32 protein-coding genes are annotated in these 26698 nt (G+C 74.4%); 15 read left to right on the forward strand and 17 right to left on the reverse strand.

Annotated features, from left to right (window positions below; all coding sequences use genetic code 11):
* Nucleotides 1–2: 2 nt before the first annotated feature.
* On the reverse strand, nt 3–299 hold the full coding sequence (gatC, locus tag J3473_RS11035) for an Asp-tRNA(Asn)/Glu-tRNA(Gln) amidotransferase subunit GatC (RefSeq protein WP_030527871.1): 297 nt from the start codon (nt 297–299) through the stop codon (nt 3–5).
* Between the two features lie 132 nt (nt 300–431).
* On the opposite strand from gatC, the gene J3473_RS11040 reads away from it, so the two are divergent.
* Nucleotides 432–1103, forward strand: coding sequence for a trimeric intracellular cation channel family protein (locus J3473_RS11040; RefSeq protein ID WP_030527870.1), 672 nt, complete (start codon nt 432–434; stop codon nt 1101–1103).
* 10 nt (nt 1104–1113) lie between these two features.
* On the opposite strand, the gene J3473_RS11045 is transcribed toward J3473_RS11040, so the two are convergent.
* Nucleotides 1114–1665 carry a hypothetical protein gene (locus J3473_RS11045; RefSeq protein WP_207023363.1) on the reverse strand — a complete coding sequence of 184 codons (552 nt, stop codon included), beginning with the start codon at nt 1663–1665 and terminating at the stop codon, nt 1114–1116.
* Between the two features lie 62 nt (nt 1666–1727).
* Here J3473_RS11045 and J3473_RS11050 point away from each other — a divergent pair, with 62 nt between their 5' ends.
* Both J3473_RS11050 and J3473_RS11055 read left to right on the forward strand, forming a co-directional pair.
* Complete coding sequence (locus J3473_RS11050; protein ID WP_207023374.1) at nt 1728–2147, forward strand: YbaB/EbfC family nucleoid-associated protein; 420 nt, start codon at nt 1728–1730, stop codon at nt 2145–2147.
* The gene (locus tag J3473_RS11055; protein ID WP_207023376.1) at nt 2144–2599 is read left to right on the forward strand and encodes a hypothetical protein; all 456 of its coding nucleotides are present in this window, start codon (nt 2144–2146) and stop codon (nt 2597–2599) included. The genes J3473_RS11050 and J3473_RS11055 overlap by 4 nt, the downstream gene beginning before the upstream one ends.
* A gap of 19 nt (nt 2600–2618) precedes the next feature.
* Here the strand turns inward: J3473_RS11055 and J3473_RS11060 are convergent, their stop codons facing one another.
* Nucleotides 2619–2969, reverse strand: a complete 351-nt coding sequence (locus tag J3473_RS11060) for a hypothetical protein (RefSeq protein ID WP_030527866.1) — start codon at nt 2967–2969, stop codon at nt 2619–2621.
* Nucleotides 2970–3096: 127 nt separating this feature from the next.
* On the opposite strand from J3473_RS11060, the gene J3473_RS11065 reads away from it, so the two are divergent.
* A complete protein-coding gene (locus J3473_RS11065; RefSeq protein ID WP_207023378.1) occupies nt 3097–3396 on the forward strand; it encodes a hypothetical protein in 300 nt (99 codons plus the stop codon).
* Nucleotides 3393–4394, forward strand: a complete 1002-nt coding sequence (locus J3473_RS11070) for a hypothetical protein (protein ID WP_051750394.1) — start codon at nt 3393–3395, stop codon at nt 4392–4394. The genes J3473_RS11065 and J3473_RS11070 overlap by 4 nt, the downstream gene beginning before the upstream one ends.
* Before the next feature lie 18 nt (nt 4395–4412).
* On the opposite strand, the gene ligA is transcribed toward J3473_RS11070, so the two are convergent.
* From ligA to J3473_RS11085, 3 genes are read right to left on the reverse strand one after another with little or no spacing between them, the layout of a single operon-like run.
* Nucleotides 4413–6566, reverse strand: coding sequence for an NAD-dependent DNA ligase LigA (gene ligA, locus J3473_RS11075; RefSeq protein WP_207023380.1), 2154 nt, complete (start codon nt 6564–6566; stop codon nt 4413–4415).
* Nucleotides 6567–6606: 40 nt separating this feature from the next.
* Nucleotides 6607–6972: a hypothetical protein gene (locus J3473_RS11080; protein ID WP_030527862.1), complete on the reverse strand. Its 366-nt coding sequence runs from the start codon at nt 6970–6972 to the stop codon at nt 6607–6609.
* Between the two features lie 44 nt (nt 6973–7016).
* Nucleotides 7017–7493: a DUF664 domain-containing protein gene (locus J3473_RS11085; protein ID WP_207023383.1), complete on the reverse strand. Its 477-nt coding sequence runs from the start codon at nt 7491–7493 to the stop codon at nt 7017–7019.
* Between the two features lie 107 nt (nt 7494–7600).
* Here J3473_RS11085 and J3473_RS11090 point away from each other — a divergent pair, with 107 nt between their 5' ends.
* Nucleotides 7601–7957 (forward strand): YciI family protein, encoded by a 357-nt coding sequence (locus tag J3473_RS11090; protein WP_207023385.1) that lies wholly within the window; start codon nt 7601–7603, stop codon nt 7955–7957.
* 111 nt (nt 7958–8068) lie between these two features.
* Nucleotides 8069–9562: a long-chain fatty acid--CoA ligase gene (locus J3473_RS11095; protein ID WP_207023388.1), complete on the forward strand. Its 1494-nt coding sequence runs from the start codon at nt 8069–8071 to the stop codon at nt 9560–9562.
* Nucleotides 9563–9574: 12 nt separating this feature from the next.
* Here J3473_RS11095 and J3473_RS11100 read toward each other — a convergent pair whose 3' ends face one another.
* The 3 genes from J3473_RS11100 to J3473_RS11110 are packed head-to-tail and all read right to left on the reverse strand — an operon-like array spanning nt 9575 to nt 12449.
* Entirely contained in the window at nt 9575–10543 is a 969-nt protein-coding gene (locus tag J3473_RS11100) for a DMT family transporter (protein ID WP_207023390.1), read from the reverse strand.
* The gene (locus J3473_RS11105; protein WP_242525822.1) at nt 10543–11544 is read right to left on the reverse strand and encodes a methionine synthase; all 1002 of its coding nucleotides are present in this window, start codon (nt 11542–11544) and stop codon (nt 10543–10545) included. The genes J3473_RS11100 and J3473_RS11105 overlap by 1 nt, the downstream gene beginning before the upstream one ends.
* Nucleotides 11541–12449: a DUF1272 domain-containing protein gene (locus tag J3473_RS11110; RefSeq protein WP_242525823.1), complete on the reverse strand. Its 909-nt coding sequence runs from the start codon at nt 12447–12449 to the stop codon at nt 11541–11543. Before J3473_RS11110 ends, J3473_RS11105 begins: the two co-directional genes overlap by 4 nt.
* An 80-nt stretch (nt 12450–12529) precedes the next feature.
* On the opposite strand from J3473_RS11110, the gene J3473_RS11120 reads away from it, so the two are divergent.
* Entirely contained in the window at nt 12530–13951 is a 1422-nt protein-coding gene (locus J3473_RS11120; protein WP_207023392.1) for a PLP-dependent aminotransferase family protein, read from the forward strand.
* A gap of 72 nt (nt 13952–14023) precedes the next feature.
* Complete coding sequence (locus J3473_RS11125) at nt 14024–14305, forward strand: excalibur calcium-binding domain-containing protein (RefSeq protein ID WP_207023394.1); 282 nt, start codon at nt 14024–14026, stop codon at nt 14303–14305.
* Nucleotides 14306–14371: 66 nt separating this feature from the next.
* Here J3473_RS11125 and J3473_RS11130 read toward each other — a convergent pair whose 3' ends face one another.
* A complete protein-coding gene (locus J3473_RS11130; RefSeq protein WP_207023396.1) occupies nt 14372–15346 on the reverse strand; it encodes a pirin family protein in 975 nt (324 codons plus the stop codon).
* Between the two features lie 109 nt (nt 15347–15455).
* On the opposite strand from J3473_RS11130, the gene J3473_RS11135 reads away from it, so the two are divergent.
* Nucleotides 15456–15650: a hypothetical protein gene (locus J3473_RS11135; RefSeq protein WP_030527852.1), complete on the forward strand. Its 195-nt coding sequence runs from the start codon at nt 15456–15458 to the stop codon at nt 15648–15650.
* A 5-nt stretch (nt 15651–15655) separates the two neighbouring features.
* On the opposite strand, the gene J3473_RS11140 is transcribed toward J3473_RS11135, so the two are convergent.
* The 5 genes from J3473_RS11140 to J3473_RS11160 all read right to left on the reverse strand — a co-directional run bounded on the left by J3473_RS11140 (nt 15656) and on the right by J3473_RS11160 (nt 20176).
* Nucleotides 15656–16000 carry a TraR/DksA C4-type zinc finger protein gene (locus J3473_RS11140; protein ID WP_030527851.1) on the reverse strand — a complete coding sequence of 115 codons (345 nt, stop codon included), beginning with the start codon at nt 15998–16000 and terminating at the stop codon, nt 15656–15658.
* Nucleotides 15990–17072, reverse strand: a complete 1083-nt coding sequence (gene mnmA, locus J3473_RS11145; protein WP_207023398.1) for a tRNA 2-thiouridine(34) synthase MnmA — start codon at nt 17070–17072, stop codon at nt 15990–15992. Before mnmA ends, J3473_RS11140 begins: the two co-directional genes overlap by 11 nt.
* Nucleotides 17072–18256 (reverse strand): cysteine desulfurase family protein, encoded by a 1185-nt coding sequence (locus J3473_RS11150; RefSeq protein ID WP_030527849.1) that lies wholly within the window; start codon nt 18254–18256, stop codon nt 17072–17074. Before J3473_RS11150 ends, mnmA begins: the two co-directional genes overlap by 1 nt.
* A gap of 139 nt (nt 18257–18395) precedes the next feature.
* Nucleotides 18396–19355: an electron transfer flavoprotein subunit alpha/FixB family protein gene (locus J3473_RS11155; protein WP_030527848.1), complete on the reverse strand. Its 960-nt coding sequence runs from the start codon at nt 19353–19355 to the stop codon at nt 18396–18398.
* A gap of 32 nt (nt 19356–19387) precedes the next feature.
* On the reverse strand, nt 19388–20176 hold the full coding sequence (locus J3473_RS11160) for an electron transfer flavoprotein subunit beta/FixA family protein (protein ID WP_030527847.1): 789 nt from the start codon (nt 20174–20176) through the stop codon (nt 19388–19390).
* Nucleotides 20177–20424: 248 nt separating this feature from the next.
* Between J3473_RS11160 and J3473_RS11165 the strand changes: the two genes are divergently transcribed.
* From J3473_RS11165 to J3473_RS11180, 4 genes are read left to right on the forward strand one after another with little or no spacing between them, the layout of a single operon-like run.
* Nucleotides 20425–21258, forward strand: coding sequence for a DUF4394 domain-containing protein (locus tag J3473_RS11165; protein WP_207023400.1), 834 nt, complete (start codon nt 20425–20427; stop codon nt 21256–21258).
* A 19-nt stretch (nt 21259–21277) separates the two neighbouring features.
* On the forward strand, nt 21278–21817 hold the full coding sequence (locus J3473_RS11170; RefSeq protein WP_207023403.1) for a sigma-70 family RNA polymerase sigma factor: 540 nt from the start codon (nt 21278–21280) through the stop codon (nt 21815–21817).
* Nucleotides 21814–22494 carry a zf-HC2 domain-containing protein gene (locus tag J3473_RS11175; RefSeq protein ID WP_207023405.1) on the forward strand — a complete coding sequence of 227 codons (681 nt, stop codon included), beginning with the start codon at nt 21814–21816 and terminating at the stop codon, nt 22492–22494. The genes J3473_RS11170 and J3473_RS11175 overlap by 4 nt, the downstream gene beginning before the upstream one ends.
* Nucleotides 22495–22535: 41 nt before the next feature.
* Nucleotides 22536–23804: a DUF2254 domain-containing protein gene (locus tag J3473_RS11180; protein ID WP_207023409.1), complete on the forward strand. Its 1269-nt coding sequence runs from the start codon at nt 22536–22538 to the stop codon at nt 23802–23804.
* Between the two features lie 28 nt (nt 23805–23832).
* Here J3473_RS11180 and J3473_RS11185 read toward each other — a convergent pair whose 3' ends face one another.
* Together J3473_RS11185 and J3473_RS11190 are read right to left on the reverse strand one after the other, a co-directional pair.
* A complete protein-coding gene (locus J3473_RS11185; protein ID WP_207023412.1) occupies nt 23833–24612 on the reverse strand; it encodes an enoyl-CoA hydratase/isomerase family protein in 780 nt (259 codons plus the stop codon).
* Nucleotides 24609–25079 carry a YbjN domain-containing protein gene (locus J3473_RS11190; protein WP_207023414.1) on the reverse strand — a complete coding sequence of 157 codons (471 nt, stop codon included), beginning with the start codon at nt 25077–25079 and terminating at the stop codon, nt 24609–24611. Before J3473_RS11190 ends, J3473_RS11185 begins: the two co-directional genes overlap by 4 nt.
* 195 nt (nt 25080–25274) lie before the next feature.
* Between J3473_RS11190 and J3473_RS11195 the strand changes: the two genes are divergently transcribed.
* Nucleotides 25275–26696, forward strand: a complete 1422-nt coding sequence (locus tag J3473_RS11195; RefSeq protein ID WP_207023418.1) for an aspartate aminotransferase family protein — start codon at nt 25275–25277, stop codon at nt 26694–26696.
* Nucleotides 26697–26698: the final 2 nt, after the last annotated feature.

A 26698-nucleotide genomic window follows, 5' to 3' on the forward strand; every position in this document is an offset into this window, starting at 1 on the left:
GGTCACTCCTCGTCCAGGATGCGGGGCACGCTGAAGCGCTGCTGCTCGCTCTCGGGGGCGCCGGCGAGCGCCTCCTGCGGCGTCAGCGACGGCCGGACGACGTCCGGGCGGGTCACGTTGACGAGCGGCAGCGGGTGGCTCATCGGCTCGACGTCGGCGATCGGGGCCTGCTGCACCGTCGCGACGGACTCGAGGATGACGCCCAGCTCCCCGACCATGCGGTCGAGCTCGGCGTCCGAGAGGTCGATCCGGGCGAGCCCGGCGAGGTGCGCGACGTCGTCGCGGGTCAGGTCGGCCATGGCGGTCAGTCTATGGGGGCACGCGGTCACGGCCGCGCGGCGCCCGGAACAGCGAGACGCAGGACCGGTCGCGTCGAGGACGGCGGTCAGCCCATCGTCCCCTCCGGCCCGTGCCGCTGCGAGAATCGGCCGGTGCTCACCGACACCGCGTCGCTCCAGACGGTCCTCGACGTCGTCGGGGTCTTCGTCTTCGCCCTCTCGGGCGCCATCGTCGCGGTCCGTCGGGGGCTGGACCTCTTCGGCATCCTCGTGCTCGGCTGGGTCGCCGGCCTCGGGGGCGGGATCATCCGCGACCTCTTCCTCGGCATCACCCCGCCGGTGGCGGTGAGCGACTGGCGCCTGCTGGCCGCGGCCGTGACCGCCGGCCTCGGGGTGTTCCTCCTCCACGGCACGTGGGAGCAGTCGTCCTCGACCCGCCCGCACGCTCGGCGACGCCGCGTCTCGTCGGTCGTGCGCCTGCTCGACGCGGCCGGGCTCGCGGTCTTCGCCGTGAGCGGCGCCCTCGTCGCCCTCGACCGGTCGGCCGGGCCGCTGGCCGCGACGCTCATCGGGGGCATCACGGCGGTGGGCGGCGGGATGCTCCGCGACGTCCTCGCCCGTCAGGTCCCCGAGGTGCTCCAGCGCGAGCTCTACGCCGTTCCGGCCCTCGTCGGGGCGGCGCTCGTCGTCCTCCTGCACGACCTCGACGCCCTGACGCCCCTCACGGCCTGGCTGTGCGTGGGACTGGTCTTCGTCATCCGGGTCGTGGCCGTGGCCCTGGACCTCAACGCGCCTCGGGCGCTGCGCAGCACACCCGTCGAGTAGCAGGACCCGCTCAGGCGGGGGTGCGGGGACCGACGGCCCTGAGCAGCGCCGCGGTGTCCTCGTCGCGCACGAGGTCGGGACGGCGCTGCGTCCAGCCGTGCACGACGGCCAGGGCCTCCGTGAACCCCGTCTCGGTGGGTCTCAGCGCGGCCGCGGTCCGGCCGTCCTTGTCGACGAGCAGCACGGCCGCGGGCCGAGGGCCGGTGGGCGAGGAGGTCGTCGGCCCGCGCAGCACGACCCGTCGCAGGTCCTGCAGCCCGGTCTCCCGCCGGGCGAACACCGTCCGCCGGATGACGGTCCACGGCCCGACGCGGACCTCCGTGCGCCAGAGCACGAGGAGCGACCCCGCCATCGCGACAAGGAGCAGGCCGGACACCGCCCAGCCCACGACGACGTAGCCGGTCCACCCCGAACGGCCCAGCGGGACACCGGGGTCGCCGGCGCGGGCCGCGTCGACGACCGCCAGGAGGATGCCCAGGCAGAGGGGCGCCATGATCACGGTGGCCAGGAGGCGCAGCCCTCGCTGCACCCGGACCACCACCTCGCGCGCGTCGTCGACCACCCCCGCACGGTAGCCGTCGCGACCACGCCCCGGGGGAGCGCCGGTCCTCTAGGGTGGCGCCCATGGTGGGGTCATCGGCCGGGAACGGCTACGGAGACATCGACGCCCAGGTCGAGGCCGCGCACGAGCGCGCGCAGCGGTCCGGCGTCTGGGTGCGCGAGATGGAGCAGCTCACCGGCCGGGGCACGGCCCTGCGCGGGGGCGTGAGCGTCGAGGTCGACCTGGGCGGCACCGTCGTCGGGCTCGGCATCAGCGACACCGCCGCCGGCCACGGCGGTCAGGCCGTCGCCCAGGCCGTGCTCGAGGCGCACGCCGAGGCCCAGCGCGACCTGCGCCGGCGCACGGAGGAGTCCACCGCGGCGGCGTGGGGACCCGGGTCGGCCACCACGGCCGCGGTGACGGACGAGGTCGAGCGGCTCACCCCCCGCGCCGAGCGCGACGAGCCGGACCCCCGCCCCCGACCGCAGGGAGGTGCCTGGTGAGCGGGTTCGACGACCTCAGCCGCATCGACGGGCTCGGCCAGGCCGAGCTCGACCGGCTCGCCACCCGCGCGCGCACCGCCCTCGAGTGGCGTCGCACCGCCGAGCAGCAGCGAGCCGCCGGCGAGCACGAGGGCGTGCGAGCGACGGTGAGCGGCACCGGAGCCCTCGTCGACCTGCGCATCGCGACGAGCGCCTGCGCCGACGGCGGCGACGCGCTGGCCGCGCGGGTGGGCGAGGCCATCTCACGTGCCCGGGCCGAGGTCGCCCGCCATGTCGTACGCACCGCCGAGGACGCGTTCGGCGAGGACGCCTCCGAGGTCCGCACCGTCCGCGAGCAGTGGGAGGCCGGTGCGCTCCACCGGCCGGCCGTGCTGCGCACGGGGACCGACGAGGGCGACCGCGGACCGAGGCGTCCCCCGCCCCCGCCGCCGTCCGGCGGCGGAATGTGGTGAGCCGGAGGCCGACCGCGTCCTAGCCGACCGCCGACCAGCCTCGGGCCAGGAGACGCAGGACGTTGACGACGATGCTGCCCGCGGCGACGACGAGCAGCACGCTCATGAGGGCCCAGAAGCCCCAGCGCACCGCGAGGCCGCCGGACGACCCGGGGGTCTCGGCGCGCATGGCCGACCACCAGTGGTTCTCGGCCAGCGGCCCGTATCCGCCGGTCGCGTTCGGCAGGAACGGGACCCACCAGTCCCCCGTCGCGCGTGCACGGAGCGCCTCGGTGACGACCGGGCGGACGATGAGCCACAGGGCGAGTGCAGCGATGCCGACCACCCCGATCCCCACCAGCACGAGCAGAAGCCGCAGCCCCCAGGCCATCGGTCGTCCCTTCGGTCGAGATTCCCACCCCGACACCCGGCGGGGAGCGCTCCCCATCGTCAGGGGTGGCGAGTCCGCATATCGTACGGGCGGAGGGGTCGAGGGACCTCGGGAGGGACGGAACACCGTGCAGTACGACGTGAACCCCACGGGCATCCAGCAGCATGCCGTGAGCCTGGCCGGCATCGAGGCCGACGTGCGCTCGAGCTCGACGGCCGCGGAGACGACGCTCGACGGGTCGTCCTTCGGGGTCATCAACCAGTTCCTCGCGAGCACGGTCGCGCTCTTCGCGGGCGCGGTCAACACCGGCATCTCGAACGCCGCCGCCGACCTCGGCGAGACGGTGACCATCCTGCGCACGCAGGTGACGAACTACCAGGACGACGACGCGAGCGCCGCCGGGAACGTCGCGGGGGCCGGCCGATGAGCGACCTCGTCGTCGCCCCGGGCGAGCGGTCGGCCACCTCGGGCGCCGGTCTCATCGACTCGGGCACCTCGCTGTGCCAGGCCATCGGCGACCGCAGCTGGGTCGACGCGGCGCTGTCGGGCGTGGCCGTCGGGTTCGACGTCGTGGCGACGGTGAGTGACCCGCTGGGCAGCCTGTTCGCCGCAGGCATCGGGTGGGTCATCGACCACCTGGACCCGATCAAGAGCTGGTTCGACGACCTCGCGGGCAACCCCGAGGAGGTCAGCGCCTTCGCCGGCACGTGGCTCAACGTCGCCAACAGCCTCTCGGCGAGCAACACGACCTTCGTCATGGGGGCGAACCAGAAGCTCGAGGGCATGTCCGGCCCCAACATGACGCGCTACCGCGAGCACGTCGACGAGATGTCCGACCGCCTGTCGTTCTGGTCCGGCGCCGCCCGGGCCATGTCGATCGGCACCGAGGCCGCCGCGGTCATCGTGGGCTTCGTCCACGGGCTGCTGCGCGACGCCCTGGCGCAGATCGCCGGGGCGATCTGCAGCTACGTCGCCGAGCTCGTCATCACCCTCGGCGCGGCGACCCCGCTGGTCATCCACCAGGCGACGACCCGCGTGTCGGCGCTCGTCGCCGAGATCGGTCCGAAGATCACCGGGCTCAAGAACTCGGTCACCGACCTCGACAGCCTCATGCACGAGCTCCGCGACATCCTCAACGACATCCCGCGCTTCCTCGGCAACCGCTACTCGGTGCCGAACCACCCCAACCTGCGGTGGAGCAACGTGGTCAACGACCCCGCCCACCTGCTCAACGGGATGTCCGTGCGCGACGCGATGAACCTCGTCAACGTCAAGCCGCAGTACCGCCACCTGTTCGCCAACGACCCCGCCCTCTGGGCCAAGGTCGTGCGCGAGGCGTTCCGGGACGGGGTGCCGGGCAACGCGAGCGACGCCGGCAAGAACATCAACGCGGCGATCCAGAACCAGATCGAGGGCCACCACTGACGCGCGCGGGCGGGGGCCTCAGTCGGGTGAGCCGGTCTCGAGCAGGCGGGTGAACCGCGCCTCGTCGAGGATGGTCAGCCCGAGCTCGCGGGCCTTGTCCTCCTTGGAGCCGGCGTTGGCGCCGACGACGACGTAGTCGGTCTTCTTCGAGACCGACCCGGACGCCTTGCCGCCGCGCGCGAGGATGGCCTCCTTGGTCTCGTCGCGCGAGTAGCCCTCGAGCGAGCCGGTGACCACGACGGTGAGGCCGGCGAGGGTCTGCTCGACCGACTCGTCGCGCTCGTCCTCCATCCGGACCCCGTCGGCGGCCCACTGCTCGACGATGCGCCGGTGCCAGTCGGACCCCTCGCCGTCGAACCACTCGCGGACCGCCTGGGCGATGACCGGGCCGACGCCCTCGACGCCGGCGAGCTCCTCGAGGCTCGCCTCGCGCACGCGCTCCATCGAGCCGAGGTGCTGCGCGAGCGCCCGGGCGGCCGTGGGCCCGACGTGCCGGATGGACAGCGCGACGAGCACGCGCCACAGCGGCTGGTCCTTGGCGGAGCCGAGGTTGTCGACGAGCCGCTGCCCGTTGGCCGACAGGACGCGACCGTCGACGACGGCGTCCTCGGGGTCGGTCTTCTTGGCCGCGCGCGTGTAGAGCGGCACACGGGCGACGTCGGCAGCGGTGAGCGAGAACACCATCGCCTCGCTCGGGCCGCCGAGCTCGGGGTCGTCGAGGACGCCGGACTCCAGCAGCGCCGTCGAGCCCTCCCAGCCGAGCGCCTCGATGTCGAACGCGCCGCGACCGGCCAGCGAGAACAGCCGCTCGCGCAGCTGGCTCGGGCAGGAGCGCGAGTTGGGGCAGCGGATGTCCTTGTCGCCCTCCTTCTCGTAGGCGAGCTCGGTGCCGCACGAGGGGCAGCGCGTCGGCATCTCGAACTCGCGCTCCGAGCCGTCGCGCAGGGCGACGACCGGGCCGAGGATCTCGGGGATGACGTCGCCGGCCTTGCGCAGGACGACGGTGTCGCCGATGAGCACGCCCTTGCGCACGACCTCGTGGGCGTTGTGCAGCGTGGCCATCGAGACTGTCGAGCCCGCGACGGTGACCGGCTCCATCACCCCGAACGGCGTGACCCGGCCGGTGCGGCCGACGTTGACCTGGATGTCGAGGAGCCTCGTGTTGACCTCCTCCGGCGGGTACTTGAACGCCATCGCCCAGCGCGGCGCGCGGCTCGTCGAGCCGAGCTGCCGCTGCACCGAGAGCTCGTCGACCTTGACGACGACCCCGTCGATCTCGTGCTCGACGCTGTGCCGGCGCTCGCCGTAGCCGTCGACGAAGGCCTGGACGTCCTCGACGCTGCCGAGGACCCGGTAGTGCGTGCTCGTGGGTAGGCCCCACGCGTGGAGCAGGTCGTAGGCCTCCGACTGCCGGGTGATGTCGAAGCCGCGCCGGGCGCCGATGCCGTGGACGAGCATCCGCAGCGGGCGGGTCGCGGTGACGCGGGGGTCCTTCTGCCGCAACGACCCCGCGGCGGCGTTGCGGGGGTTCGCGAAGGGCGGCCGACCCTGCTCGACGAGCGAGGCGTTGAGGTCGCCGAAGGCCTCGATGGGGAAGAACACCTCGCCGCGCACCTCGACGAGCTCGGGCACGTCGTCGCCGTGCAGCTCGCTGGGGACGCCGTCGATGGTGCGGACGTTGAGCGTCACGTCCTCGCCGGTTCGCCCGTCGCCGCGGGTCAGGGCGCGGGTGAGCCGGCCGTTCTCGTAGAGCAGGTTGATCGCGAGGCCGTCGATCTTCAGCTCGCAGAGCCAGTGGAACGACGCTCCTCCGGCGTCGCGCTCGACCCGCGCGGCCCACGCCGCGAGCTCCTCGGCGGAGAAGGCGTTGTCGAGGCTGAGCATCCGTTCCATGTGGTCGACGGCCGTGAAGTCCGTCGAGAAGGTGGCCCCGCCGACCTGCTGGGTCGGGCTGTCGGGCGTGCGCAGCGAGGGGTGCTCGTCCTCGAGGGCGTTGAGGCGCTTCATGAGCGCGTCGTACTCGCCGTCGCTGACCGTCGGTGCGTCCTTGACGTGGTAGGCGAACTGGTGGCCGCGCGCCTCCTCGGCCAGCGTCTCCCACTCGTGCCGGACCTCGTCCGGGACGGTGGCGGCGGGCTCCTGCGCGGCGGGGTCGGTCGGGGTCTCGCTCACCCGCCCATCCTGCCGCAGACCACCGACGGCCCGGCGCGCGTCAGCCCCGCGGGTACGGCCCGGGCGCCGACGCGGCGGGCGGGGCGGGCTCGTCGTCCCGACGGTCGGCGAGGACGGCCGCGACGCCGAGCGCCGAACCGACGAGCGACACCAGGCCGAGCGCGGTCTGGAGCAGCGAGAGCACCGGGTACACCTCCATCCCCCACGTGCCCCCGAACCAGAAGCTCCCGGTGATGGCGGCCTGCGACACCCCGCTCACGAGGCCGATGCCGAAGGACAGCAGGGCGAAGGTCCGCCACGACGCGCGGGTGCGCCGCCGGGCGACGAGGACGAGCCCCACGAGCGGCGGCACGAGGTGCGCCACCACGAGGAGCATCGACAGCACGCTGGTGATCGAGGCCGACACGAGCGTCCCTCCCGGACGGACCCCCCGCCCTCCTGCGACGGACCCTAGCGCTGCCCGGCCTTGCGGCGGGCACGCTGGAGGACGATGTCGCGCGTCACCTCCAGCTGCCCGAGGTGCTGGGCGAGCTCCTCGTGGACGTGGAGCAGGACCGCACCCTGGGTGGGGTACGCGTCCGGCTGGTCCGGCGGGGGTGCGACGGGCGGTTCCCCGAGCCGCGCGGCGCGCACGTCGTCGGCCAGGTCGCGGCGGGCGCGCGCCAGCAGGGCGAGCACCTCCTCCGCCGTGCCCGCGGCACGGAACTCCGCGTCCCGGTCGCGCGGCACGGGCAGGCCGCGGTTGACGGTCCTCCCCCACCGCGCCATGACTCCCGCGACGTGCGTCACGAGCGCGAAGGCGCTGTTCGACCCGGGCACCTCGTCGAGCCGGGCGTTGACGTGGTGCTCGCCCAGCTCACGGCACAGCGCCTCGTACTGGTCGAGGAGGCCCTCGCAGGAGGCGAGCAGCTCGTCGGCGGCGGTCATCCGGCGAGGCTAGCCCGCCGCCGTGCGAGGTCGTGGGAGGGCGGCTGTCGAGAACCGGGCCGCTCGCTCGTCGTCCCGGTGACCGCCCCCACGAGAGGATGCCCACCGTGCCCGAGTTCATCGTCATGTTCCCCGCCGACGACGAGGCGGCCTGGCTGGCCGCCACCGCCGACCAGCGCCAGGCCACCTACGACACCGACGTCGAGTTCGTCGAGCGGCTGCGCGCCGCCGGCGGGTCGGTGACCGGTGGCGCGGCCCTCGGTCCGAGCGTCGGCGTCGCCACGCTGCGCCGGGACCCGAGCGGGGACGCCCTCGTCACCGACGGGCCCTTCGCCGAGACCGCCGAGCAGCTCTCGGGCTTCTACGTCGTGCAGGCGAGCGATCGGGACGCGGTCGTCGAGGCCGCCCGCGTCCTGCTGCGGGCCCACCCGGTCGTCGAGGTCCGCCCGGTCGACGAGGACTGAACGGTCCCGCGCCTCGACACGAGGAGAGCCGGGTCGGCCGACCTCTGGCGCGAGCGCGCCCCGGCGTATGAGGATGGGGGTCCGTCACCGACGCCGGACCCAGGAGCACCGATGACCAACCTCTCGACCAACCTCACGACGACCGCCGCGGCGCACCCCGAGCAGAACGCGCTGCGGGTCAACGGCCAGGGCGTCACCTATGCCCAGCTGCACGGCATGGCCGCGAAGGTCGCGGGGACGTTGCGCGAGAACGGCATCCAGCCCGGTGACCGCGTCGCCGTCATCCTCCCCAACGTGCCGGCCTTCCCGGTCGTCTACTGGGGCATCCTCCTCGCCGGCGGCATCGTCGTCCCGATGAACCCGCTCCTCAAGTCCGGCGAGATCGACTACTTCTTCACCGACTCCGGCGCGAAGATCGCGTTCGTCTGGCCGGACTTCGTCGACGAGGCGGTCAAGGGGGCGCAGAACAGCGGCACCCGGGTCGTGACGACGGGCGCGATGGGCCCGGAGGACTTCGAGGGCGGGACGCCGGTCCCCGAGCCCACTCCCCGCGAGGACGACGACACCGCGATCATCCTCTACACCTCGGGCACGACCGGCCGCCCGAAGGGCGCCGAGCTGACCCACAGCAACATCCACCTCAACGCGATGCGCTCGGCGCAGGTCATCCAGCAGATGACCGCCGACGACGTCGTCATGGGCTGCCTGCCCCTCTTCCACGTGTTCGGGCTCGTCGTCGGGCTCAACGCGGCGACGATCTCGGGCGCCTCGCTCGCCCTCATCCCCCGCTTCGACCCGCAGGCCGCGGTCGAGGTCATCGAGAAGGAGCGGGTGACGATCATGCAGGGCGTGCCGACGATGTACGCCGCGATCCTCAACCACCCGAGCTCGGACGGGATGGACGCCAGCTCGCTGCGCACCTGTGCCAGTGGCGGGTCCGCGATGCCGCTCGAGGTGATGAAGGCCTTCGAGGAGAAGTTCGGCTGCGTCATCCTCGAGGGCTACGGCCTGTCCGAGACCTCCCCCGTCGCGAGTTTCAACATGCCCGACAAGGAGCGCAAGCCGGGCACCATCGGCGTGGCCATCCCCGGGTGCGAGATGAGGTGCGTCGACCTCGACGGGAACGAGGTGCCGGTCGGCGAGGTCGGCGAGATCGCCATCCGTGGCGACAACGTCATGAAGGGGTACTGGAACAAGCCCGAGGCGACCGCGGAGGCCATCCCCGACGGCTGGTTCCGCACCGGCGACCTCGCGACGATGGACGACGAGGGCTACTTCACGATCGTCGACCGCAAGAAGGACATGATCCTGCGCGGCGGGATGAACGTGTACCCCCGGGAGGTCGAGGAGGTCGTCTACCAGCACCCCGACGTCCTCGAGGTCGCCGTCGTCGGCCTGCCCGACGACCTCCTCGGCGAGCAGGTCGGTGCGGCCGTCGCGCTGCGCGAGGGCTCGACCGCGACGCCGGAGGACATCATCGCGTTCACGAAGGAGCGCATCGCGGCCTACAAGTACCCCCGGAAGGTGTGGGTCGTCGACGCGCTGCCCAAGGGCCCGACCGGCAAGATCCTGCGCCGCGAGGTCCGCGCCCCCGCCGAGGGCTGAGCCGAGCCTCGGTCAGGCGGTGGTCTGCTCGCGCTCCCGCACGACCGCGGCCTCGGGGGTGCGGGGCCGGCGGTTGACGACCCACGCCGCCCCGAGGACGACGGCGAAGCCGACCACCTGCCAGGCCCCGAGCCGCTCGTGGAGGACGAGGACGCCGAGCAGCACCGAGACGACCGGGATGAGGTAGGTGATCGTCGAGCCGACGACCGGCCCGGCGCCCCGGACGACGTCGAACTGCAGGACGTAGGCGAAGCCGGTACCCACGACCCCCAGCACCAGGACGCAGGCGAGCGGGAGCCATCCGGGGACGTCCGTCGCGGCCCCGTGCGCCCAGAGCGCGTCGAGGCCCTCGGGGCGGGTCAGCGCCCAGCCGAGCGCCGTCGGCACCATGAGCGCGAGCCCGGTGAGCAGCGTGGCGGCAGGCATCGCGAGCCCGCCGAGGTCGGCGCCGGCGAGGAAGCGGCGGTTGTAGGTCCAGCCGACGCCGTAGCTGGCGCCGCCCGCGAGGGCCATCGCGAAGCCGACGAGGTCCGGCCCCTCGGTCGAGGTCAACGGCTGCATGATCGTCACGACGCCGAGGAACCCGACGCCGACGGCGACGAGGCGCCGTCCCGTGACCCGGGCGCCGGGGAGCAGGGCGAGGGTCGCCAGCACGGTGGCGATCGGGGTCGCGGCGTTGCCGATTCCGGCGAGCGCCGACGAGATCCGCGTCTCGGACAGCGCGAACAGGGTGAACGGGAGCGTCGCGAGCAGGAAGCCGCACACGAGCAGGTGCCCCCAGACGCGCGCCCCTCGCGGGAGCCGCCCGCCCCCGGCGAGGAGCAGCGCGGTGACGACGACGGCGCCGGTGACGATGCGCAGCCCGGAGATCTGCACCGGCTCGAGCGACTCGAGCCCGACCTTCATGAGCAGGAAGCTCGAACCCCAGATGAGGACGAGCGCGACGAACTTGACCTGCCAGGCCACCCGCGGGCCGGCCATCAGGACGCCTGCTCGGCGAGGCGCCGCGCGGTGTCGAGCGTGGCCCGCAGCACCCCCTGCGCCACCGCGGGGGTGACCCCCGCGAGCCCGCAGGTCGGCGCGACGACGAGCCCCTCGACGGCGGCCGCGTCCAGGCCCGCCCGCCCGAGGCCCTCGACGAGCGCGCGGTGAGCCCCGGTGTCGTTCGTCGAGCCGTCGGTCGCGAGGACGCCGGCGTACACCCCGGTCCCCGCCTCGAGCGTCGCCGCGACGCTCTCCCAGCGCGCGGGCGAGGCGGCGGTGAGGTCGAGCGCGAGCGCCCCGGCCCCGGTCGACCTCAGGAGCGGGACGGGCGCGGCGGGGTGGCAGGAGTGGACCACGGTCGGCCCGTCGTGGGCCGCGAGGAGCTCGCGCAGGCCGGAGGCGACGGTCTGCGGGTCGACCGCGCGCACCCGGCCGTAGCCGGACGCGGTCGGCAGCGAGCCCTCGAGGACGGCCGTGAGGGCCGGCTCGTCGACCTGGAGCACCACCTCGGCGCCGGGCACGAGCCGGCGGACGTCGGCGACGTGGCGGGCCATCCCCTCGGCGAGCGAGGCCCGCAGGTCCGCGGCGGCGCCGGGGTCGGTGACGACCCGCTCGCCGCGGTTCAGCTCGAGGGTGGCGGCCAGCGTCCACGGCCCGCAGACCTGCACCTTGAGCGGGCCCGACCAGCCGTCGTAGGCCTCGGCGAGCTCGTCGAGGTCCTCGCGCAGGAGCGAGGCGGTGCGCGAGGCGTCCCGGCCCGGCCGGTCGACCAGCCGCCATCCGCTCGGCTGGAGGTCGACGGGCAGGTCGACGAGCATCCCGGCGGCCCGGCCGACCATGTCGGCCCCGGGACCCCGCGCGGGCGTCTCGGGGAGGAAGGGCAGCCCGAAGCCGTCGCCGTCGACGAGGAGGTCGCGCACCGTGCGGACGGCCTCGCGGGCCGACGCCCCCGGCCAGGAGCCGATCCCGGTGGCACGCACCGGCGCCGACGTCGTCACGTCCACCGTCCGACGAGTGCCTCGACGGAGGCCGGGACCGGCGCGTCACCGGCCCACGGCGCGGGCTCGGGCACACCGGCCACGGTCCGCAGCGGCACGACACCGCACCAGGCCCCGGCGGTCTCCTCCTCGGGGGCGCTCGGGCCCCCGGCGCGCGCCTTGAGCAGCCAGCGTCCGTCGGTGATGGGGAGGGCCATCGCGAGCGTCGCGGCCTCCTCGCGGCGGGTCGTCGGCCGTACCTCGCCGGTGCGCCCGGGCAGGAGGCGGTCCGAGAGCCGGTCGAGGGCGCCGGCGCGCTCGGCGCCGGTCAGGGTCACGAGCTCGCCGTGGACGACGGCCGAGCGGTAGTTGGCCGACGACTCGAACGTCGTGTGGGCGACGACGAGCCCGTCGACGGACACGACCATCAGGGCGGCGGGTGCGCCGGAGGCCACCCGGCGCAGCGCGCCCGCCCCGGTCGAGCCGTGCAGCAGGATGCGGTCGCCGTCGCGGGCGAAGAGCATCGGGACGACCCACGGCCGGCCGTCGACGACGGTCGACAGCGTGCCGGCGAGGACCTCGTCGAGGAGCGCGTCGAGGGCGCCGCGCTCGGTGCTGCCGCGCTCGGCGTGGCGAGCGAGCCGCTCGGGGGCACGGTCGGCGTGCGCGAGACCGGAGTAGCCGGTGCCGGGACACTCCCCCGCGGACACCACGCGCTCGGTGGAGGCGGGGGTGCGGCGCAGCGCGTCGCCGACCCGGGTCGGGCGCGGCACGAGCTCGCCGCCGCAGTTAGGGCACACCCGCTCGAGGTGCTCGGAACACCCCGCGCAGAACGTGCACTCGTGGGAACAGACGACCGCCCCCACGGCGTCGGCGGGCAGGTCGGCGTCGCAGCACTCGCACGACGGGCGCATCTCCAGGGTCACGAGGCCATCCTGCCAACACCACTGGACCACGCGGAAGGACCACTATCGACCGATCGGGCAGGACCGGTATGGTGCGAGCCGTGGCCCGCTCCCCCCGCGCCCTCGACCTGCCCCTGCGCCTGGCGGACTCGTCCGCGCCGCTGCGCCACCGGGTGGCCGACGCCGTGGTCGACGCCCTGCGCTCCGGCCGGCTGCGCCCCGGTGACACGCTCCCCTCCACCCGGACCCTGGCGGCCTCCCTCGGCGTCTCGCGCGGTCCGGTCGTCGCCGCCTACGACGAGCTCGCCGCAGCCGGGTTCCTCGTCTCGCGCGCCGGGTCGGGCGCCGTCGTCGCCGCCGGGGCGGACGTCGCGGCCCGCGCCGGCGCCGCCACCCACGTCCCCGAGCCGGGCCGCGAGCGCCCCGTGACCCCGGCCCCTCCCGTCCCCGCCGCGCGCTTCGACCTGCGCCCCGGCCGCCCGGACACCTCCCTGCTGGACCGGGCCGCGTGGCGGCGGGCGTGGCGGGCGGTCGGGGACGCCCTCCCCGGCAACGACGCCGGCGAGGTCCCGCGGCACACCCTCCTGCGGGGCGTCCTCGCCGACCACCTGCGCCGCAGCCGCGGTGTGGTGGTCGACCCGGACGACCTCTTCGTCGTCCCCGGGGTCGGCGGCTCGCTGCGGGCGCTGCCCGAGGCGTTCGGGCTCGTGGGCCGGACGGTCGCCCTCGAGGACCCGGGCTACGTCGAGGCCTGGACGGCGTTCGGCGCCGAGGGGGTCCGTAAGCACCCCGTGCCCGTGGACGCCGACGGCCTCGACCCCACCCGGCTTCCCGCGGAGGCAGCCGCCGTCTACGTCACGCCCTCGCACCAGTACCCGCTCGGCGCGCGGATGCCCGTGACCCGCCGCGTCGCGCTGCTCGACTGGGCCCGCACGACGGGCGGCCTCGTCGTCGAGGACGACTACGACGGGGAGTTCCGCTACGACGTCTCCCCGCTCCCCGCGCTCCGGTCGCTGCCCGGTGCGCAGGACCACGTCGCCTACGTCGGCACCGCCTCCAAGCTCCTCGCGCCGTCGCTGCGCGTGGCGTGGGTCGCCGTCCCCCGGCACCTGCGCGACGCCTTCCGGGTCGCGGTCGAGTCGCGCGGCCTCGTCGTCAACGAGGCGACCGGCCTCGCCCTCGCCGAGCTGGTCTCGTCCGGCGCCCTCGCCGCCCACCACGCGCGCGCGAGCCGGACCTACGCGGCCCGCCGCGGCGCCCTCGTCGCCGCGGTGGCCGACCGGATGCCCGACGCGGTCCTCGAGGGCGTCGACGCGGGGCTGCACGTCGTCCTGCGCCTGCCCGACGGCACCGACGACCACGAGGTGGCCCGGCGCTGCGCGCACGTCGGTGTCGAGGTGAGCCCGTTGTCGGCCTACGCCGTCGAGTCGGACGTGCGCGGCCTGGTCGTCTGCTACGCCGGTCTGCCCGAGTCCTCCGCCGGCGACGCCGTCGAGCTCCTCGTCGCCGCGGTCACGCGCTGACCGGTTCGCCTGCGCCGCAGGCGTCCCGACCGCTAGCGTCGGTCCGTCGACACCCAGGGGGAAGGACCCGTCATGTTCCGGAAGTCCGGCGCAGCAGCCGTCGTCGCGGCGGTCGCCGTCGCGCTCACCATCGGACCGGCCGCGCCCGCGGGCGCCGTCACCGGCACGTGGAAGAACTGCACGAGCGTCAACAAGAAGTACCCGCACGGCGTGGGCAAGGTGAAGGCCAGGGACCGCACGTCCGGCCGGCCGGTCACGACGTTCCGCAAGAGCGACTCGCTCTACGCGCAGGCCATGCGGGCCAACAAGGGCCTCGACCGCGACAAGGACGGCATCGCCTGCGAGAAGCGCTGAGCCACAGGTCGGCACGACGACGCCCCCGTCACCTCACGGTGACGGGGGCGTCGCTGTCGTGCGGGGTCAGAGCACGTCGTGGCCCGGGTGCGGCTCGCTCGGGATGGTCCCGAGGCGACCGGCCTGGAAGTCCTCGAACGCCTGGATCAGCTCGGCGCGGGTGTTCATGACGAACGGGCCGTACGCCGCGACGGGCTCGCGGATCGGGCGCCCACCGAGGATGTAGAGGTCGAGGCTCGGGCTGCGGCTCTCCTGGCTCTCGTCCGCGCCGACCTCGACGACGTCGCCGCCACCGAGCACCGCGAGCTGGCCCATCCGCAGCGGACGCCGGTCGGGGCCGACCGACCCGTTGCCGTTGAGCGAGTACACGAGCGCGTTGTAGGCCGGGTTCCACGGCAGCCGCACCCGCGCGCCGGGCGCCACGGTGACGTGGAGCGCGGTGATGGGCGTGTGCGTGATGCCCGGGCCCTCGTGCCCGTCGAGCTCGCCGGCGATGACGCGCACGAGCGCGCCGCCGTCGGGGCTGGACAGCAGCGCGACGTCGCCGCCACGGATGTCCTGGTAGCGCGGCGCCGACATCTTCTGCGCCGCCGGCAGGTTCACCCACAGCTGGAGGCCGTGGAACAGACCGCCGCTGACGACGAGCTCCTCCGGCGGGACCTCGATGTGGAGCAGGCCGGAGCCGGCCGTCATCCACTGGGTGTCGCCGTTGGTGATGACGCCGCCGCCACCGTGGCTGTCGCGGTGCACGAACGAGCCGTCGATGATGTACGTGACGGTCTCGAAGCCGCGGTGCGGGTGCCACGCGGTGCCCTTGGGCTCGCCCGGGGCGTACTCGACCTCACCCATCTGGTCCATGTGGATGAAGGGGTCGAGGGCGGCGAGGTCGACGCCGGCGAACGCGCGGCGCACCGGGAACCCCTCGCCCTCGAAGCCCTGCGGGGCGGTGGTCACCGAGCGCACCGGACGGGACACCGCCGTGGGCAGGGGCTCGGAGACCCGGGGCAGGGTCAGGATGTTCTCGACGGTCACGGCCGGCATGTCACTCACGCTCCTCGTGGTCATCCTCCGGGGTGGAGGGTCACCGCGTCCAACAGTAGTTGACAGTTCAACTATTCCGCGACCCGGGGCACGGGTTAGCCTTCGACGCATGAGCCGCTCCGTGTCCGTCGTCCTCGGCGCCGTCCTCGTCCTCGTCGGCCTGCTCTGGATGCTCCAGGGCCTCGGCTACGTCGGCGGCAGCCCGATGACCGGCGTGACCCTCTGGGCCGTCGTCGGCCCGCTCGTGGCGTTCGCCGGGCTCGCCCTGGCCTTCCTCGGCGGCCGGCGCAGCCGCGACGGCTGACCCCGTCAGCGCGCGTGCCGCACGCAGGTGCGGGCCGTCGGCCGCGCCTCGAGCCGGCCCGCCGGGATCGGCTCGCCGCACACCGAGCACACGCCGTAGGTGCCGTCGTCCACGCGTCGCAGCGCGGCGTCGAGCTCGGCGAGGTGCTCGCGCTGCCCGTCGGTCAGGGCCGCCAGCTGCGAGCGCTCGTACGCGATGGTCTGCCCCTCCGGGTCGTGCTCGTCGTCGGCGTTGGAGTCCTGCGAGGCCTCGACGAGGCGGCCCATGTCGGCCTCCATCCCCGCGAGCCGCTCGAGGAGGGCCGCCCGCTCGGCGAGCAGCCGCTCGGCCGGGGTGGCCTCAGGCGGCACGCGAGGTCCCCGTGATCGTCGCGGACCCGACGACCCGGGTGCCGTCGTAGAGCACGACCGACTGGCCGGGCGCGACCCCGCGCAGCCGTCGCTCCAGCCGCACGCGGACCGCATCGCCCTCGACGGCGGCCGTCGCGGGCACCTCCTCGCCGTGGGCCCGCACCTGCGCCCCGACCGCGACCTCCCCGGCGGGCGCCGGGCCGCACCAGCGCAGGTGCGCCCCGTCGACGACGTCGACGCCGAGCAGGTCGGCCGTGCCGACGAGCACGCGGTTGCGGGGGGCGTCGACCTCGACGACGTAGCGGGGGTCGCCGTCCAGACGGGAGCGGTCGATGCCGAGCCCGCGCCGCTGGCCGACCGTGAAGCCGTGCGCGCCGGCGTGCTCGCCCACGACCTCGCCGCTCACCGCGTCGACGAGCTCGCCGGGCCGCTCCCCCAGGCGCCGGCCGAGGAAGCCGCGGGTGTCGCCGTCCGGGATGAAGCAGATGTCGTGGCTGTCGGGCTTGCGCGCCACCGAGAACCCGCGCTCCGCCGCCTCCTCGCGCACCTGCGGCTTCGTGAGGTCCCCGAGCGGGAAGAAGGCGCGCCCGAGCTGGTCGGCGTCGAGGACGCCGAGGACGTACGACTGGTCCTTGGCCGCGTCGACCGCGCGGTGCAGCTCGCGCCCCGCCGACCCCTCGACCACGCGCGCGTAGTGGCCCGTGGCCACCGCGTCGAACCCGAGGGCGAGCGCCTTGTCGAGCAGCCCGGCGAACTTGATCTTCTCGTTGCAGCGCAGGCAGGGGTTCGGGGTGCGCCCGGCGGCGTACTCGGCGACGAAGTCCTCGACGACGTCCCGCTCGAACCGGGCGGCAAGGTCCCAGACGTAGAACGGGATGCCGAGGCGGTCCGCGACCCGGCGCGCGTCCCCGGCGTCCTCGAGGGTGCAGCAGCCGCGGGCCGACTCGCGCAGCGTCGCGGCCGAGCGCGAGAGGGCGAGGTGGACGCCGACGACCTCGTGGCCGGCGTCGAGCATCCGTGCGGCGGCGACCGCGGAGTCGACCCCGCCGGACATCGCGGCGACGACGCGCATCAGAGCAGCCCGCCGGCCCGCCGGGCCCGCTCGACGACCCCGGGGAGGGCGGCGAGGACGGCGTCGACGTCGGCGTCGGTCGAGGTGTGCCCGAGGGTGAGGCGCAGCGCGCCGCGGGCCGCGGTCTCGTCGTGGCCCATCGCGAGGAGGACGTGGCTGGGCTGCGGCACCCCGGCCTGGCACGCCGAGCCGGTGCTGCACTCCACCCCCGCCGCGTCGAGGAGGTAGAGCAGCGAGTCCCCCTCGCAGCCGGGGACGAGGAGGTGGGCGTTGCCGGGCAGGCGCCCCTCGGCGTCTCCCGGCCGCCAGCAGCCGCTCACCGAGATGCCGAGGTCGAGCGCGAGCGCACCCTCGACGAGGCGGTCGCGCAGCGCCATGACCCGCTTGGCCTCGACGTCGCGGGTGGCGACCGCGTGGTCGAGGGCGACCGCGAACGCGTGGACCGCGGGGGCGTCGAGCGTGCCGCTGCGGACCTGGCGCTCCTGGCCGCCGCCGTGGAGCTGCGGCACGAGGACGGCGTCGCGACGGGCGATCAGCGCCCCCACCCCCAGGGGGCCGCCGAGCTTGTGCGCGGTGACCGTCATCAGGTCGACGCCGGAGTCGTCGAAGCGCACCGGCAGGTGCCCGACCGCCTGGACGGCGTCGGTGTGGAAGGGGACACCGTGGGCGCGCGCGGCGGCGGCCAGCGCGGCGACGGGCTGGACGGTGCCGACCTCGTTGTTGGCCCACATGACGGAGACGAGCGCGGTGTCGTCGGCGTGCTCGGCGAGCAGGGCCGCGAGGTCGTCCGCCGACAGGTGCCCGCAGCGGTCGGGCTCGAGCCACGACACCCGGGCCCCGCGCCGCTCGACGAGGTGCTCGACGGGGTCGAGCACGGCGTGGTGCTCGATGGCGCTGGCCACCACCCGCACCCGGCGCGGCTCGGCGTCCCGGCGGGCGAGCCAGGTGCCCTTGACGGCGAGGTTGTCGGCCTCGGTCCCGCCCGAGGTGAACACGACCTCCGAGGGTCGGGCGCCCAGGGCCGCGGCGATCCGCTCGCGCGACTCCTCCACGGTCTTGCGCGCGGCGCGGCCCGAGGTGTGCAGCGAGGAGGGGTTGCCGACGCGGCCCGCCGACTCGACGAACGCCTCGACCGCGGCGGGGAGCATCGGCGTGGTCGCCGCGTGGTCGAGGTAGTGCGTCACGAGGGTCGAGTCTACGTTTCGGGGCCTGGCGGGCCGGCGGCCGGAGTCGCCCCGGGTACGGCAGAGGGGCGAGCGGATCGCTCGCCCCTCACCTGTCGCGCTCGCGCGCGACGAGACCGCCTCGTGAGCGGTGGTCGGGTCAGCCCTTGCGCTTCTTGACCTCGGTCGTGGCCTGCGGGAGGACCGAGAAGAGGTCGCCGACGACGCCGAAGTCGACGAGCTCGAAGATCGGCGCCTCCTCGTCCTTGTTGACGGCGACGATCGTCTTGGACGTCTGCATGCCCGCCCGGTGCTGGATGGCGCCCGAGATGCCGGCCGCGACGTAGAGCTGCGGCGAGACCTGCTTGCCCGTCTGGCCGACCTGGTTGCTGTGCGGGTACCAGCCGGCGTCGACCGCCGCGCGGCTCGCGCCGACGGCGGCGCCGAGGCTGTCGGCGAACTCCTCGACGGGCGAGAAGTCGCCACCGGTGCCGCGGCCGCCGGAGACGACGATGGCCGCCTCGGTCAGCTCGGGGCGCCCGGTCGCCTTCTTCGGCTGCGAGTCGGTGATGCGGGCCGCCTTCGCGGCGTCGCTGACGCTCACCTCGACGGCCTCGACCGCGCCGGCCTCCGGCGCGGCCTCGATGGAGGCCGAGTTGGGCTTGACGCAGATGATCGGCGTGCCGGTCGTGACCTTCGCGGTCACGGTGTACGAGCCGGCGAAGACCGACTGTGTCGTCTCGGGCGTGCCGTCCTCGCCCGCGCGGACGTCGACGGCGTCGGTGATCATCCCGGAGCCGGCCTTGATGGCCAGGCGGGCGGCGATCTCCTTGCCGGCGGCGTTGCTCGGGATGAGCACGGCTGCGGGAGAGGTCTTCTCGATGAGCTGCGCGAGGACCTCGGCCTGCGGGGCCACGAGGTAGGTCGCGGCGTCGGCATCGTCGACGACGTACACCTTGTGCGCGCCGTACTTGGCGTAGGTCTTCTGCGCGGTCTCGGCGCCGGGGCCGATGTGCACCGCGGAGGGCTCGCCGAGGCGGCGGGCGAGGGTCAGCAGCTCGGCGGTCGCCTTGCGCAGGCGCCCCCCGGCGTGGTCGGCGAGGACGAGTACTTCAGCCATGGGTCTGTGCTCCTGGTCTCGGGCGGCCGCGGTCAGAGGAACTTCTGGGCGCTGAGGAACTCGGCGAGCTTCGCGCCACCCTCGCCCTCGTCGGTGACGATCTGGCCCTGCTCGCGCGGCGGGCGCTTGGCGAACGCGACGACCGAGGTCCACGCGGCGCCGAGGCCCACGTCACCGGCGTCGACGCCGAGGTCGGCCAGCGACCACGTCTCGACCGGCTTCTTCTTGGCCGCCATGATCCCCTTGAAGGAGGGGTAGCGCGGCTCGTTGATCTGGTCGGTGACCGAGACGAGCGCCGGCAGCGCAGCCTCGATGGTCTCGGACGCGACGTCGCCGTCGCGGCGGATGGTGACGCGGCCGTCGCCGACGGTCAGCTCCGAGGCGTAGGTGACCTGCGGCAGGCCGAGCCGCTCGGCGAGCATCGCGGGCACGACACCCATGACGCCGTCGGTCGAGGACATCCCGGTGAGGACGAGCTCGGGGCTGCCGTCGGTCGCCTTCTCGACGGCCTTCGCGAGGACGAGCGAGGTGCCGACGGCGTCCGAGCCGTGGATCGCCTCGTCCTGCACGTGGACCGCCTTGTGGGCGCCCATCTGGAGGGCCTTCTTCAGCGCGTCGGCGGCGGCCTCGGGGCCGACCGTCACGACGGTGACCTCACCGTCGCCGGCGGCCTCGACGATCTTGAGGGCCTCCTCGACGGCGTACTCGTCGAGCTCGGAGAGCAGGCCGTCGACGGCGCGGTCGACGGTGTTGTCGGACTCCTGGAACGTCCGGTCGGACTGGGCGTCCGGGACGTACTTGACGCAGACGACGATGTTCATCCGTCCCTCGTCCCTTCGTGTCGTGGGGGGTCTTGCGTCGGGTGGTCCCCGGCGCACAACGCCTCCCATCCTCTCAGCCGGTGAGCGCTCGTTCACCACCCGGTCGGCGTGACGGTCACCACCCCGTCGAGGGTCCCGCGGCCATCCGGGGCGCGACGGCGCGCCGAAGAAACCTGCGACGGCGTTCAACGGACGCGCGCCGGGCCCCGTATCCACCGGTACCAGCCCACGGACCGAAGGAGCTCCCGATGCACCGCACCCGCCTCGCCGCCGCCGGCGTCCTCACCGCCGCCCTCGCCCTCCCGATGGCGCCCGCCGCCACCGCCACCCTCCTGCCCTCCCCCGACGCCGTCGGACTGGCGGGCGCGAGGACGCTGGTCGCCGTCGACCTCGACCGTCCGGGCTCGGCCCGCTCGCTCGGCGCCGTCACCGGCCTGACCCAGGACACGCGCCTCGTCGGTATCGACCACCGTCCGGCCGACGGGCGCCTCTACGCCGTCGGCGACCGCGGCGGCGTCTACACGGTGACCGTCCCCGAGCGGCGCCTGCTCTTCACCAAGGCGCCGAAGGCCACGCTCGTCAACCGGCTCACGGTCGCCCTCGAGGGCAAGCACTTCGGCGTCGACTTCAACCCCGCGGCCGACCGCCTGCGGGTCATCAGCGACACCGGCCAGAACCTGCGCCACGACGTGAACCCCGGAGGCACGACGATCGCCGACACCCCGCTCACCGTCACCGGGGCCACCGGCCCGTCGACGGGCGTGACCGCCGCCGCGTACACCAACCCCGACACCGACGCCGCGACCGCGACGACGCTCCTCGACATCGACACGAAGGCCGACCAGGTGGTCGTCCAGTCGCCGGCCAACGCCGGCTCGCTGGCCCCGACGGGCTCGCTCGGCGTCGACGCCACCCGCGGTGGCATGGACATCGACCGGAAGAACCGTGCGTACGCCGCGCTCGAGGTCGGCGGGAAGGCCGGCCTGTACCGCGTCGACGTGCTCACCGGCAAGGCCACCCGGGAGGGCTGGTTCCCGCGCGGCACCCAGGTGCTCGACCTCGCGGTCCCGACGGGTCGCTGACCGGGGCCGTCGGATGCTCGTGCGCCGCCCCCGGACGTCCTCCTCGCTCACCGAGGAGGACGTCCGGGCGGCGTACGCGGCCCACGGCGCGGAGCTCTACCGGTTCGCGCTGCGGGGCCTCGGCGACGGCGGCCTCGCCCAGGACGCCGTCCAGGAGACCTTCCTGCGTGCCTGGCGGGCCCGCGAGCGCTACGACCCGGCGGTCGCCGCGCTGCGCACCTGGCTCTTCGGCATCGCGCGCAACGTCGTCATCGACCTGCACCGGGTGCGCCAGGCGCGTCCGTGGCTGCGCGACCTCGCCGACCACGAGGGCCTCGAGGGCGCGGCGCCCGCCACCGACGGCTGGGACGCCCTGCTGCACACGTGGCTCGTCGAGGAGGCGCTCGGCCGCCTCGGTGAGGCCCACCGGCAGGCCCTCACCGAGACCCACCTCGCCGGCCGGCCCTACGGCGAGGTGGCGGCCGAGCTGGGCATCCCGGAGAGCACGCTGCGCAGCAGGGTCTTCTACGGTCTCAAGGCCCTGCGGGTCGCGATGGAGGAGATGGGAGTGGAGCGATGAGCACGCCGACCGACCACGAGGCGCTGCGGACCGCCCTCGGCCCGTACGTCCTCGGCGACCTCCCCCCGGACGAGGTCCCGGCGCTCGAGGCGCACCTCGACGGGTGCGCCTCCTGCACGGCGGAGCTCGCCGCGCTCACCCCGGTCGCGGCCGCGCTGACCGGGCTGCGCGGCTCCCGGCCGGCCCTCCCGCTCCCGCCGGCCGACCTCGGCGACCGGGTCTCCGCGGCGGTGGCCGCCGACGCCCGGCGCGGATCTCGTCCGGGTGGCGCTGCCCGTCGGGCCGGGACGCTGCTCGTCGCGGCCGCGGTGGGTGCGGTCCTCACCCTCGGCGTGACGCGTCTCGTGGCCGAGCCCGCGGCCCCCGCGGTCCCGCTCGAGGCCGTCCCGGTCGCCGTCGGCGCCCCGGGCGTCGTCGCGTCCGCCGGGCTGGTCCCCCACACCTGGGGGGTCGAGGTCAAGCTCACGGCGAGCGGCTTCACGGCCGGGGACCGCTACCGCGTCGTCGTCCTCGGGCCGGACGGCACACAGTTCCCGGCCGGCGAGTTCGTCGGCACGGGCGAGCGCACCATGCGCTGCAACCTCAACTCGTCGGTGCTGCGCGAGCGCGCGAGCGGCTTCGAGGTCCTCGGCGACGACGGCCGGGTCCTCGTCCGCTCGTCCTTCCCCCGCGCCTGACGGTCCGCGCCACGCCCCCGACGGTCTGACAGGATCGGTGGATGAGCGACGAGGGCGGTACCGGGCCGGGCACCGTGCGGCGCACCGTCGGTCCCGTCGGGGACCCGGTCACCGTCGGCTGGTGGGAGTCGCTGTGGCGCCCCTTCTGGGCGCTCCCCTCCGCCGTCGTCGTCGTGACGGTGCTCGCCGGCGCCACCCTCCCCCTCGTCGACGAGCACCTGCTCGGCGACGTCGACGTCCTCTTCGGCGGCAACGCGGACTCCGCGCGCAGCCTGCTCGGGACGATCGCCAGCGCGATGATCTCGGTGACCGGGCTGGTCTTCTCGATCACGATGGTCGTCATGCAGCTGGCGAGCAGCCAGTTCACGCCGCGGCTGCTCTCCACGTTCCTCGGCAGCCGCGTGGTGCAGGTGACCCTCGGTGTCTTCATCTCCTCGTTCGTCTTCGCGCTCATGGTGCTGCGCGACGTGCGCGGGGGTGACGGGCCGTTCGTGCCCCAGCTGTCGGTGACCGTCGCCTTCGTGCTGGTCCTCGCGAGCGTCGCCCTCTTCCTCGCGTTCATCCACCACATCACCGACTCCATCCGCGTCGACCAGGTCGTCGACCGGATCGCGCGGCTCACCGTCGAGGCCCTGGAGCGCGGGTCGGCGCAGGAGTGGGACGACACCTCCGCGGTGCCCCCGACGTGGTCGCAGGGTGACGGTCCGGGGGTGACGGTGACGACGGGGTCGGAGCACGGCGTCGTCTCGCGGGTGCACCTCAGCGCCCTCGTCGAGTGTGCCGAGCGGACGGGCGCGGTCGTCGAGCTGCGCACCCGCCTCGGCGAGGTCCGGCACCGCGGCCAGGTGCTCGCGGTCGTCCACGGGGGTCGCCGCGACGACGACCTCGCCGAGGCCGTCCGCGACGCCATCGGCCTCGGCCGGGAGCGCAGCATGACCCAGGACCCCGAGTTCGGGGTGCGCCAGCTCGTCGACATCGCCGAGCGGGCCCTCTCCCCCGGGGTCAACGACCCGACGACGGCCGTGCAGGTCCTCGACGAGCTGCACCGCATCCTCCGGGTGGCGGCGCTGCGGCCGGACCGCTCGAACCTCCTCGTCGACGGGTCGGGCGCGGTCCGGGTCGTGGACCGGCCGACGACCTTCGCCCGCCTCCTCGACCTCGCGCTCGACGAGGTCTGGCACTACGGCCGCGACGGGCTCCAGGTGCCCCGACGCATCGAGGACCTGCTCGAGGACCTCGTCGCCGACGGGCGCCCGGAGCACGCCGCGACCGCCGCCGCCAAGCTCGCCGGGCTGCGCCGGGTCGCGTGACGCCTTCAGGTGGGCCGAGGCCGGAGGGTCAGGCGCCCTCGAACGGGGCCGGGCCCTTGCCCTTCTCGACGAAGTGGCGCATCCCGGTGGACTGGTCCTTCGTCGCGAAGAGGCCGGCGAAGAGCACGCGCTCGATCTCGAGACCGGTCTCGAGGTCGACCTCGAGACCCCGGTCGATGGCCTCCTTCGCGGCGCGCAGGGCGTAGGCGGGGCCGCCGACGTAGCGCGCGACGAGGGAGCGGGCGCTCTCGTACACCTCGGCGACCGGGACGACCCGGTCGACGAGGCCGATGGCGAGCGCCTCCTGCGCGTCGACGAAGCGGCCGGAGAACACGAGGTCCTTGGCCTTCGCCGGTCCGACGAGCCGCGCGAGGCGCTGCGTGCCGCCGGCCCCCGGGATGATGCCGAGGTTGATCTCGGGCTGGCCGAGCTTGGCGTCGTCGGCGGCGACCCGCCAGTCGCACGCGAGCGCGACCTCGCAGCCGCCCCCGAGGGCGTACCCGGTGATGGCGGCGACGGTCGGCTTCGGCAGGCCGGCGAGCGCCTTCGTGAAGTCCTGGAGCAGCGCGGAGTGGTCGACCATGTCGGTGTACGACATCGTCTCCATCTCCTTGATGTCGGCGCCCGCCGCGAAGACCTTCTCGCCGCCCCAGACGACGACGGCGGCGACGTCGCGGCGCTCGGCGGCCTCGCGGCACGCGGCGACGAGGCCGTGCTGGATCTCGGCGTTGAGCGCGTTCATCGGCGGCCGCTCGAGCCGGATGGTGCCGATGCCGTCCGCGACCTCGAGGCGGACGAGCTCGGTCACTGCCCGTCCTCGATCGGCTGGCCGGTCTCGGGGTCGATGCCGAGGATGCGCTGGTGCCACAGGTGCACGGCGGAGAGGACGACCTGGATCGAGACCTGGGTGAGCGTCGAGAGGTCCGCGCCCGGGGTGACGACGTGCTCGCCGGTGACGACGAGGGTCGTGCCCGCGATGCCGGTCTTCACGTGGTTCATGTGCAGGTTGATCTCGTTGCACGTCTCGTGGAGCTTGAGGCGGTCGGCGGTCAGCTCGTCCTGGATCTGCCACTGGCCGAACAGGCGCATGATCTCGACGTCGCCCTCGGTGCAGCGGACGAAGAGCTGCTGGTCGTTGACCGTGAAGGCCACGTCACCGTCGCCGTCGAGGTTCGGGGCGAGCCCGAGGTCGACGAGGACGTCGAGGACCCGGCCGCGCAGCGGGTGCTCGTTCGCGGGCGGCGGGAAGTTGGGCAGCGAGGTGGGGTCGGTCATGGCCCCACCGTATCGACCGTACCCGACGGCGCGACCGGGCCGGGTGGGCCGGACCGGGGCCGCCGTCGAGGCACGATGCGGCCCTCAGGACTCGCCCCGACCCCGGATCCGGTAGTACATTCGGCCCCAGACCTCTGTGATGGGTAGCCTGACGGCCCCGTCGCCACGGATTCCACCACCCCAGGAGCAGCGACGATGTCCGCGACCGAGACCCCGGCCCGCCCGTACCCCGCCCACGACCCGGCCACCTACCGCCGCCTCCCGGCGAGCAGCCGCCCGGTCGACCCGGCGCGCGTCGATTCCCTCCTCGCGGCCGAGTGGGAGCGCTTCGCGGCGAGCACCCCGGCCTCCGGCGAGCACAACACCCGCGCCGCGCGCACCCTGCCGCTCGGCGTCACCTCCTCCTTCCAGCACTGGGACCCCTACCCCGTCTCGGTCGCCTCCGCCCGGGGCGCCTGGCTGACCGACGTCGACGGCCGCCGGATGCTCGACCTGTCGATGGGCTTCGGCGCGATGCTCGTCGGCCACCTCAACCCGACCGTCGTCGAGCACGTGCAGCGCGCGCTGACCGACACCGGCACCCTGTTCGTCACCCCGTCCCCGCAGGCGACCGAGATGAGCGAGCGGTTCTGCGAGCGCTTCGGCCTCGACATGATCCGCTTCACCAACTCCGGCACCGAGTCGCTGATGTACGCGATCCGCGCCGCCCGTGCCTACACCGGCCGCAAGGCCGTCGTGAAGATCGAGGGTGGCTACCACGGCGGCTACGACGCCCTCCAGGTGTCGGTCAAGCCCGCACTCGAGGACATCGGCCCGGCCGAGGCCCCCGTGCCCGAGGTGCCGTTCGACGTCGAGGCCGGCACCGTCCACGTCGTCCCCTACAACGACCTCGACCGCCTGCGCGCGATCCTCACCGAGCACGGCCGCGAGATCGCCGTCATGGTCGTCGAGCCCGTCGTCGAGAACCTCTCGATCGTCGTCCCCGACGCCGGGTACCTCGCCGGTGTCCGAGATCTGTGCGACGAGCACGGCGTCGTGCTGCTCTTCGACGAGGTGAAGACCGGCCTCACCGCCGGGTACGCGGGCGCCGCGCAGCGCCTCGGCGTCAAGCCCGACCTCATCACCCTCGCCAAGTCGATCGGCGGCGGCCTGCCGCTCGCCGCGTTCGGTGGCCGCCGCGAGGTCATGGAGGTCGTCGTCGACGGCCGGATGGCGCACTTCGGCACCTACAACGGCAACCCGCTCGTCATGGCCGCCGCGAAGGCCGTCGACGAGATCTGCACCCCCGAGGCCCTCGCCGCCACCGAGGCGATCAACGTCCGCGCCCTCTCGGCCATCGACGACGTCATCGACACCTTCGAGCTGCCGGCCCACACCGTCGGCCTCGGCGTCAAGGGCTGCGTCACGTGGTCGACCGCGCCGGTGCGCACCTACCGCGACTACAAGGCGACCGACTTCGCGATGGCCGAGCTGTCGTGGCTGTGGGGCGTCAACCGCAACATCCTCACGCCGCCCGGCCTCGACGAGCAGTGGCTGGTCTCGCTCGCGCACACCGACGAGGACATGAACCTCCTCGTCGAGCACGTCCGCGAGCTCGCCGAGGCCCTGCGCGCCTGACC

Origin of the sequence: Phycicoccus sp. DTK01, assembly GCF_017312765.1 — a bacterium.
Classification (GTDB): domain Bacteria; phylum Actinomycetota; class Actinomycetes; order Actinomycetales; family Dermatophilaceae; genus Phycicoccus; species Phycicoccus jejuensis.

Excerpts from the sequence above, each read along its gene's own strand:
- gatC (WP_030527871.1), bottom strand. The coding sequence starts at position 299 with ATGGCCGACCTGACCCGCGACGACGTCGCGCACCTCGCCGGGCTCGCC.
- J3473_RS11050 (WP_207023374.1), top strand. The coding sequence starts at position 1,728 with ATGGTGGGGTCATCGGCCGGGAACGGCTACGGAGACATCGACGCCCAG.
- J3473_RS11060 (WP_030527866.1), bottom strand. The coding sequence starts at position 2,969 with ATGGCCTGGGGGCTGCGGCTTCTGCTCGTGCTGGTGGGGATCGGGGTG.
- J3473_RS11070 (WP_051750394.1), top strand. The coding sequence starts at position 3,393 with ATGAGCGACCTCGTCGTCGCCCCGGGCGAGCGGTCGGCCACCTCGGGC.
- J3473_RS11085 (WP_207023383.1), bottom strand. The coding sequence starts at position 7,493 with ATGACCGCCGCCGACGAGCTGCTCGCCTCCTGCGAGGGCCTCCTCGAC.
- J3473_RS11095 (WP_207023388.1), top strand. The coding sequence starts at position 8,069 with ATGACCAACCTCTCGACCAACCTCACGACGACCGCCGCGGCGCACCCC.
- J3473_RS11100 (WP_207023390.1), bottom strand. The coding sequence starts at position 10,543 with ATGGCCGGCCCGCGGGTGGCCTGGCAGGTCAAGTTCGTCGCGCTCGTC.
- J3473_RS11125 (WP_207023394.1), top strand. The coding sequence starts at position 14,024 with ATGTTCCGGAAGTCCGGCGCAGCAGCCGTCGTCGCGGCGGTCGCCGTC.
- J3473_RS11130 (WP_207023396.1), bottom strand. The coding sequence starts at position 15,346 with ATGCCGGCCGTGACCGTCGAGAACATCCTGACCCTGCCCCGGGTCTCC.
- J3473_RS11135 (WP_030527852.1), top strand. The coding sequence starts at position 15,456 with ATGAGCCGCTCCGTGTCCGTCGTCCTCGGCGCCGTCCTCGTCCTCGTC.
- mnmA (WP_207023398.1), bottom strand. The coding sequence starts at position 17,072 with ATGCGCGTCGTCGCCGCGATGTCCGGCGGGGTCGACTCCGCGGTCGCC.
- J3473_RS11155 (WP_030527848.1), bottom strand. The coding sequence starts at position 19,355 with ATGGCTGAAGTACTCGTCCTCGCCGACCACGCCGGGGGGCGCCTGCGC.
- J3473_RS11160 (WP_030527847.1), bottom strand. The coding sequence starts at position 20,176 with ATGAACATCGTCGTCTGCGTCAAGTACGTCCCGGACGCCCAGTCCGAC.
- J3473_RS11165 (WP_207023400.1), top strand. The coding sequence starts at position 20,425 with ATGCACCGCACCCGCCTCGCCGCCGCCGGCGTCCTCACCGCCGCCCTC.
- J3473_RS11175 (WP_207023405.1), top strand. The coding sequence starts at position 21,814 with ATGAGCACGCCGACCGACCACGAGGCGCTGCGGACCGCCCTCGGCCCG.
- J3473_RS11180 (WP_207023409.1), top strand. The coding sequence starts at position 22,536 with ATGAGCGACGAGGGCGGTACCGGGCCGGGCACCGTGCGGCGCACCGTC.
- J3473_RS11190 (WP_207023414.1), bottom strand. The coding sequence starts at position 25,079 with ATGACCGACCCCACCTCGCTGCCCAACTTCCCGCCGCCCGCGAACGAG.
- J3473_RS11195 (WP_207023418.1), top strand. The coding sequence starts at position 25,275 with ATGTCCGCGACCGAGACCCCGGCCCGCCCGTACCCCGCCCACGACCCG.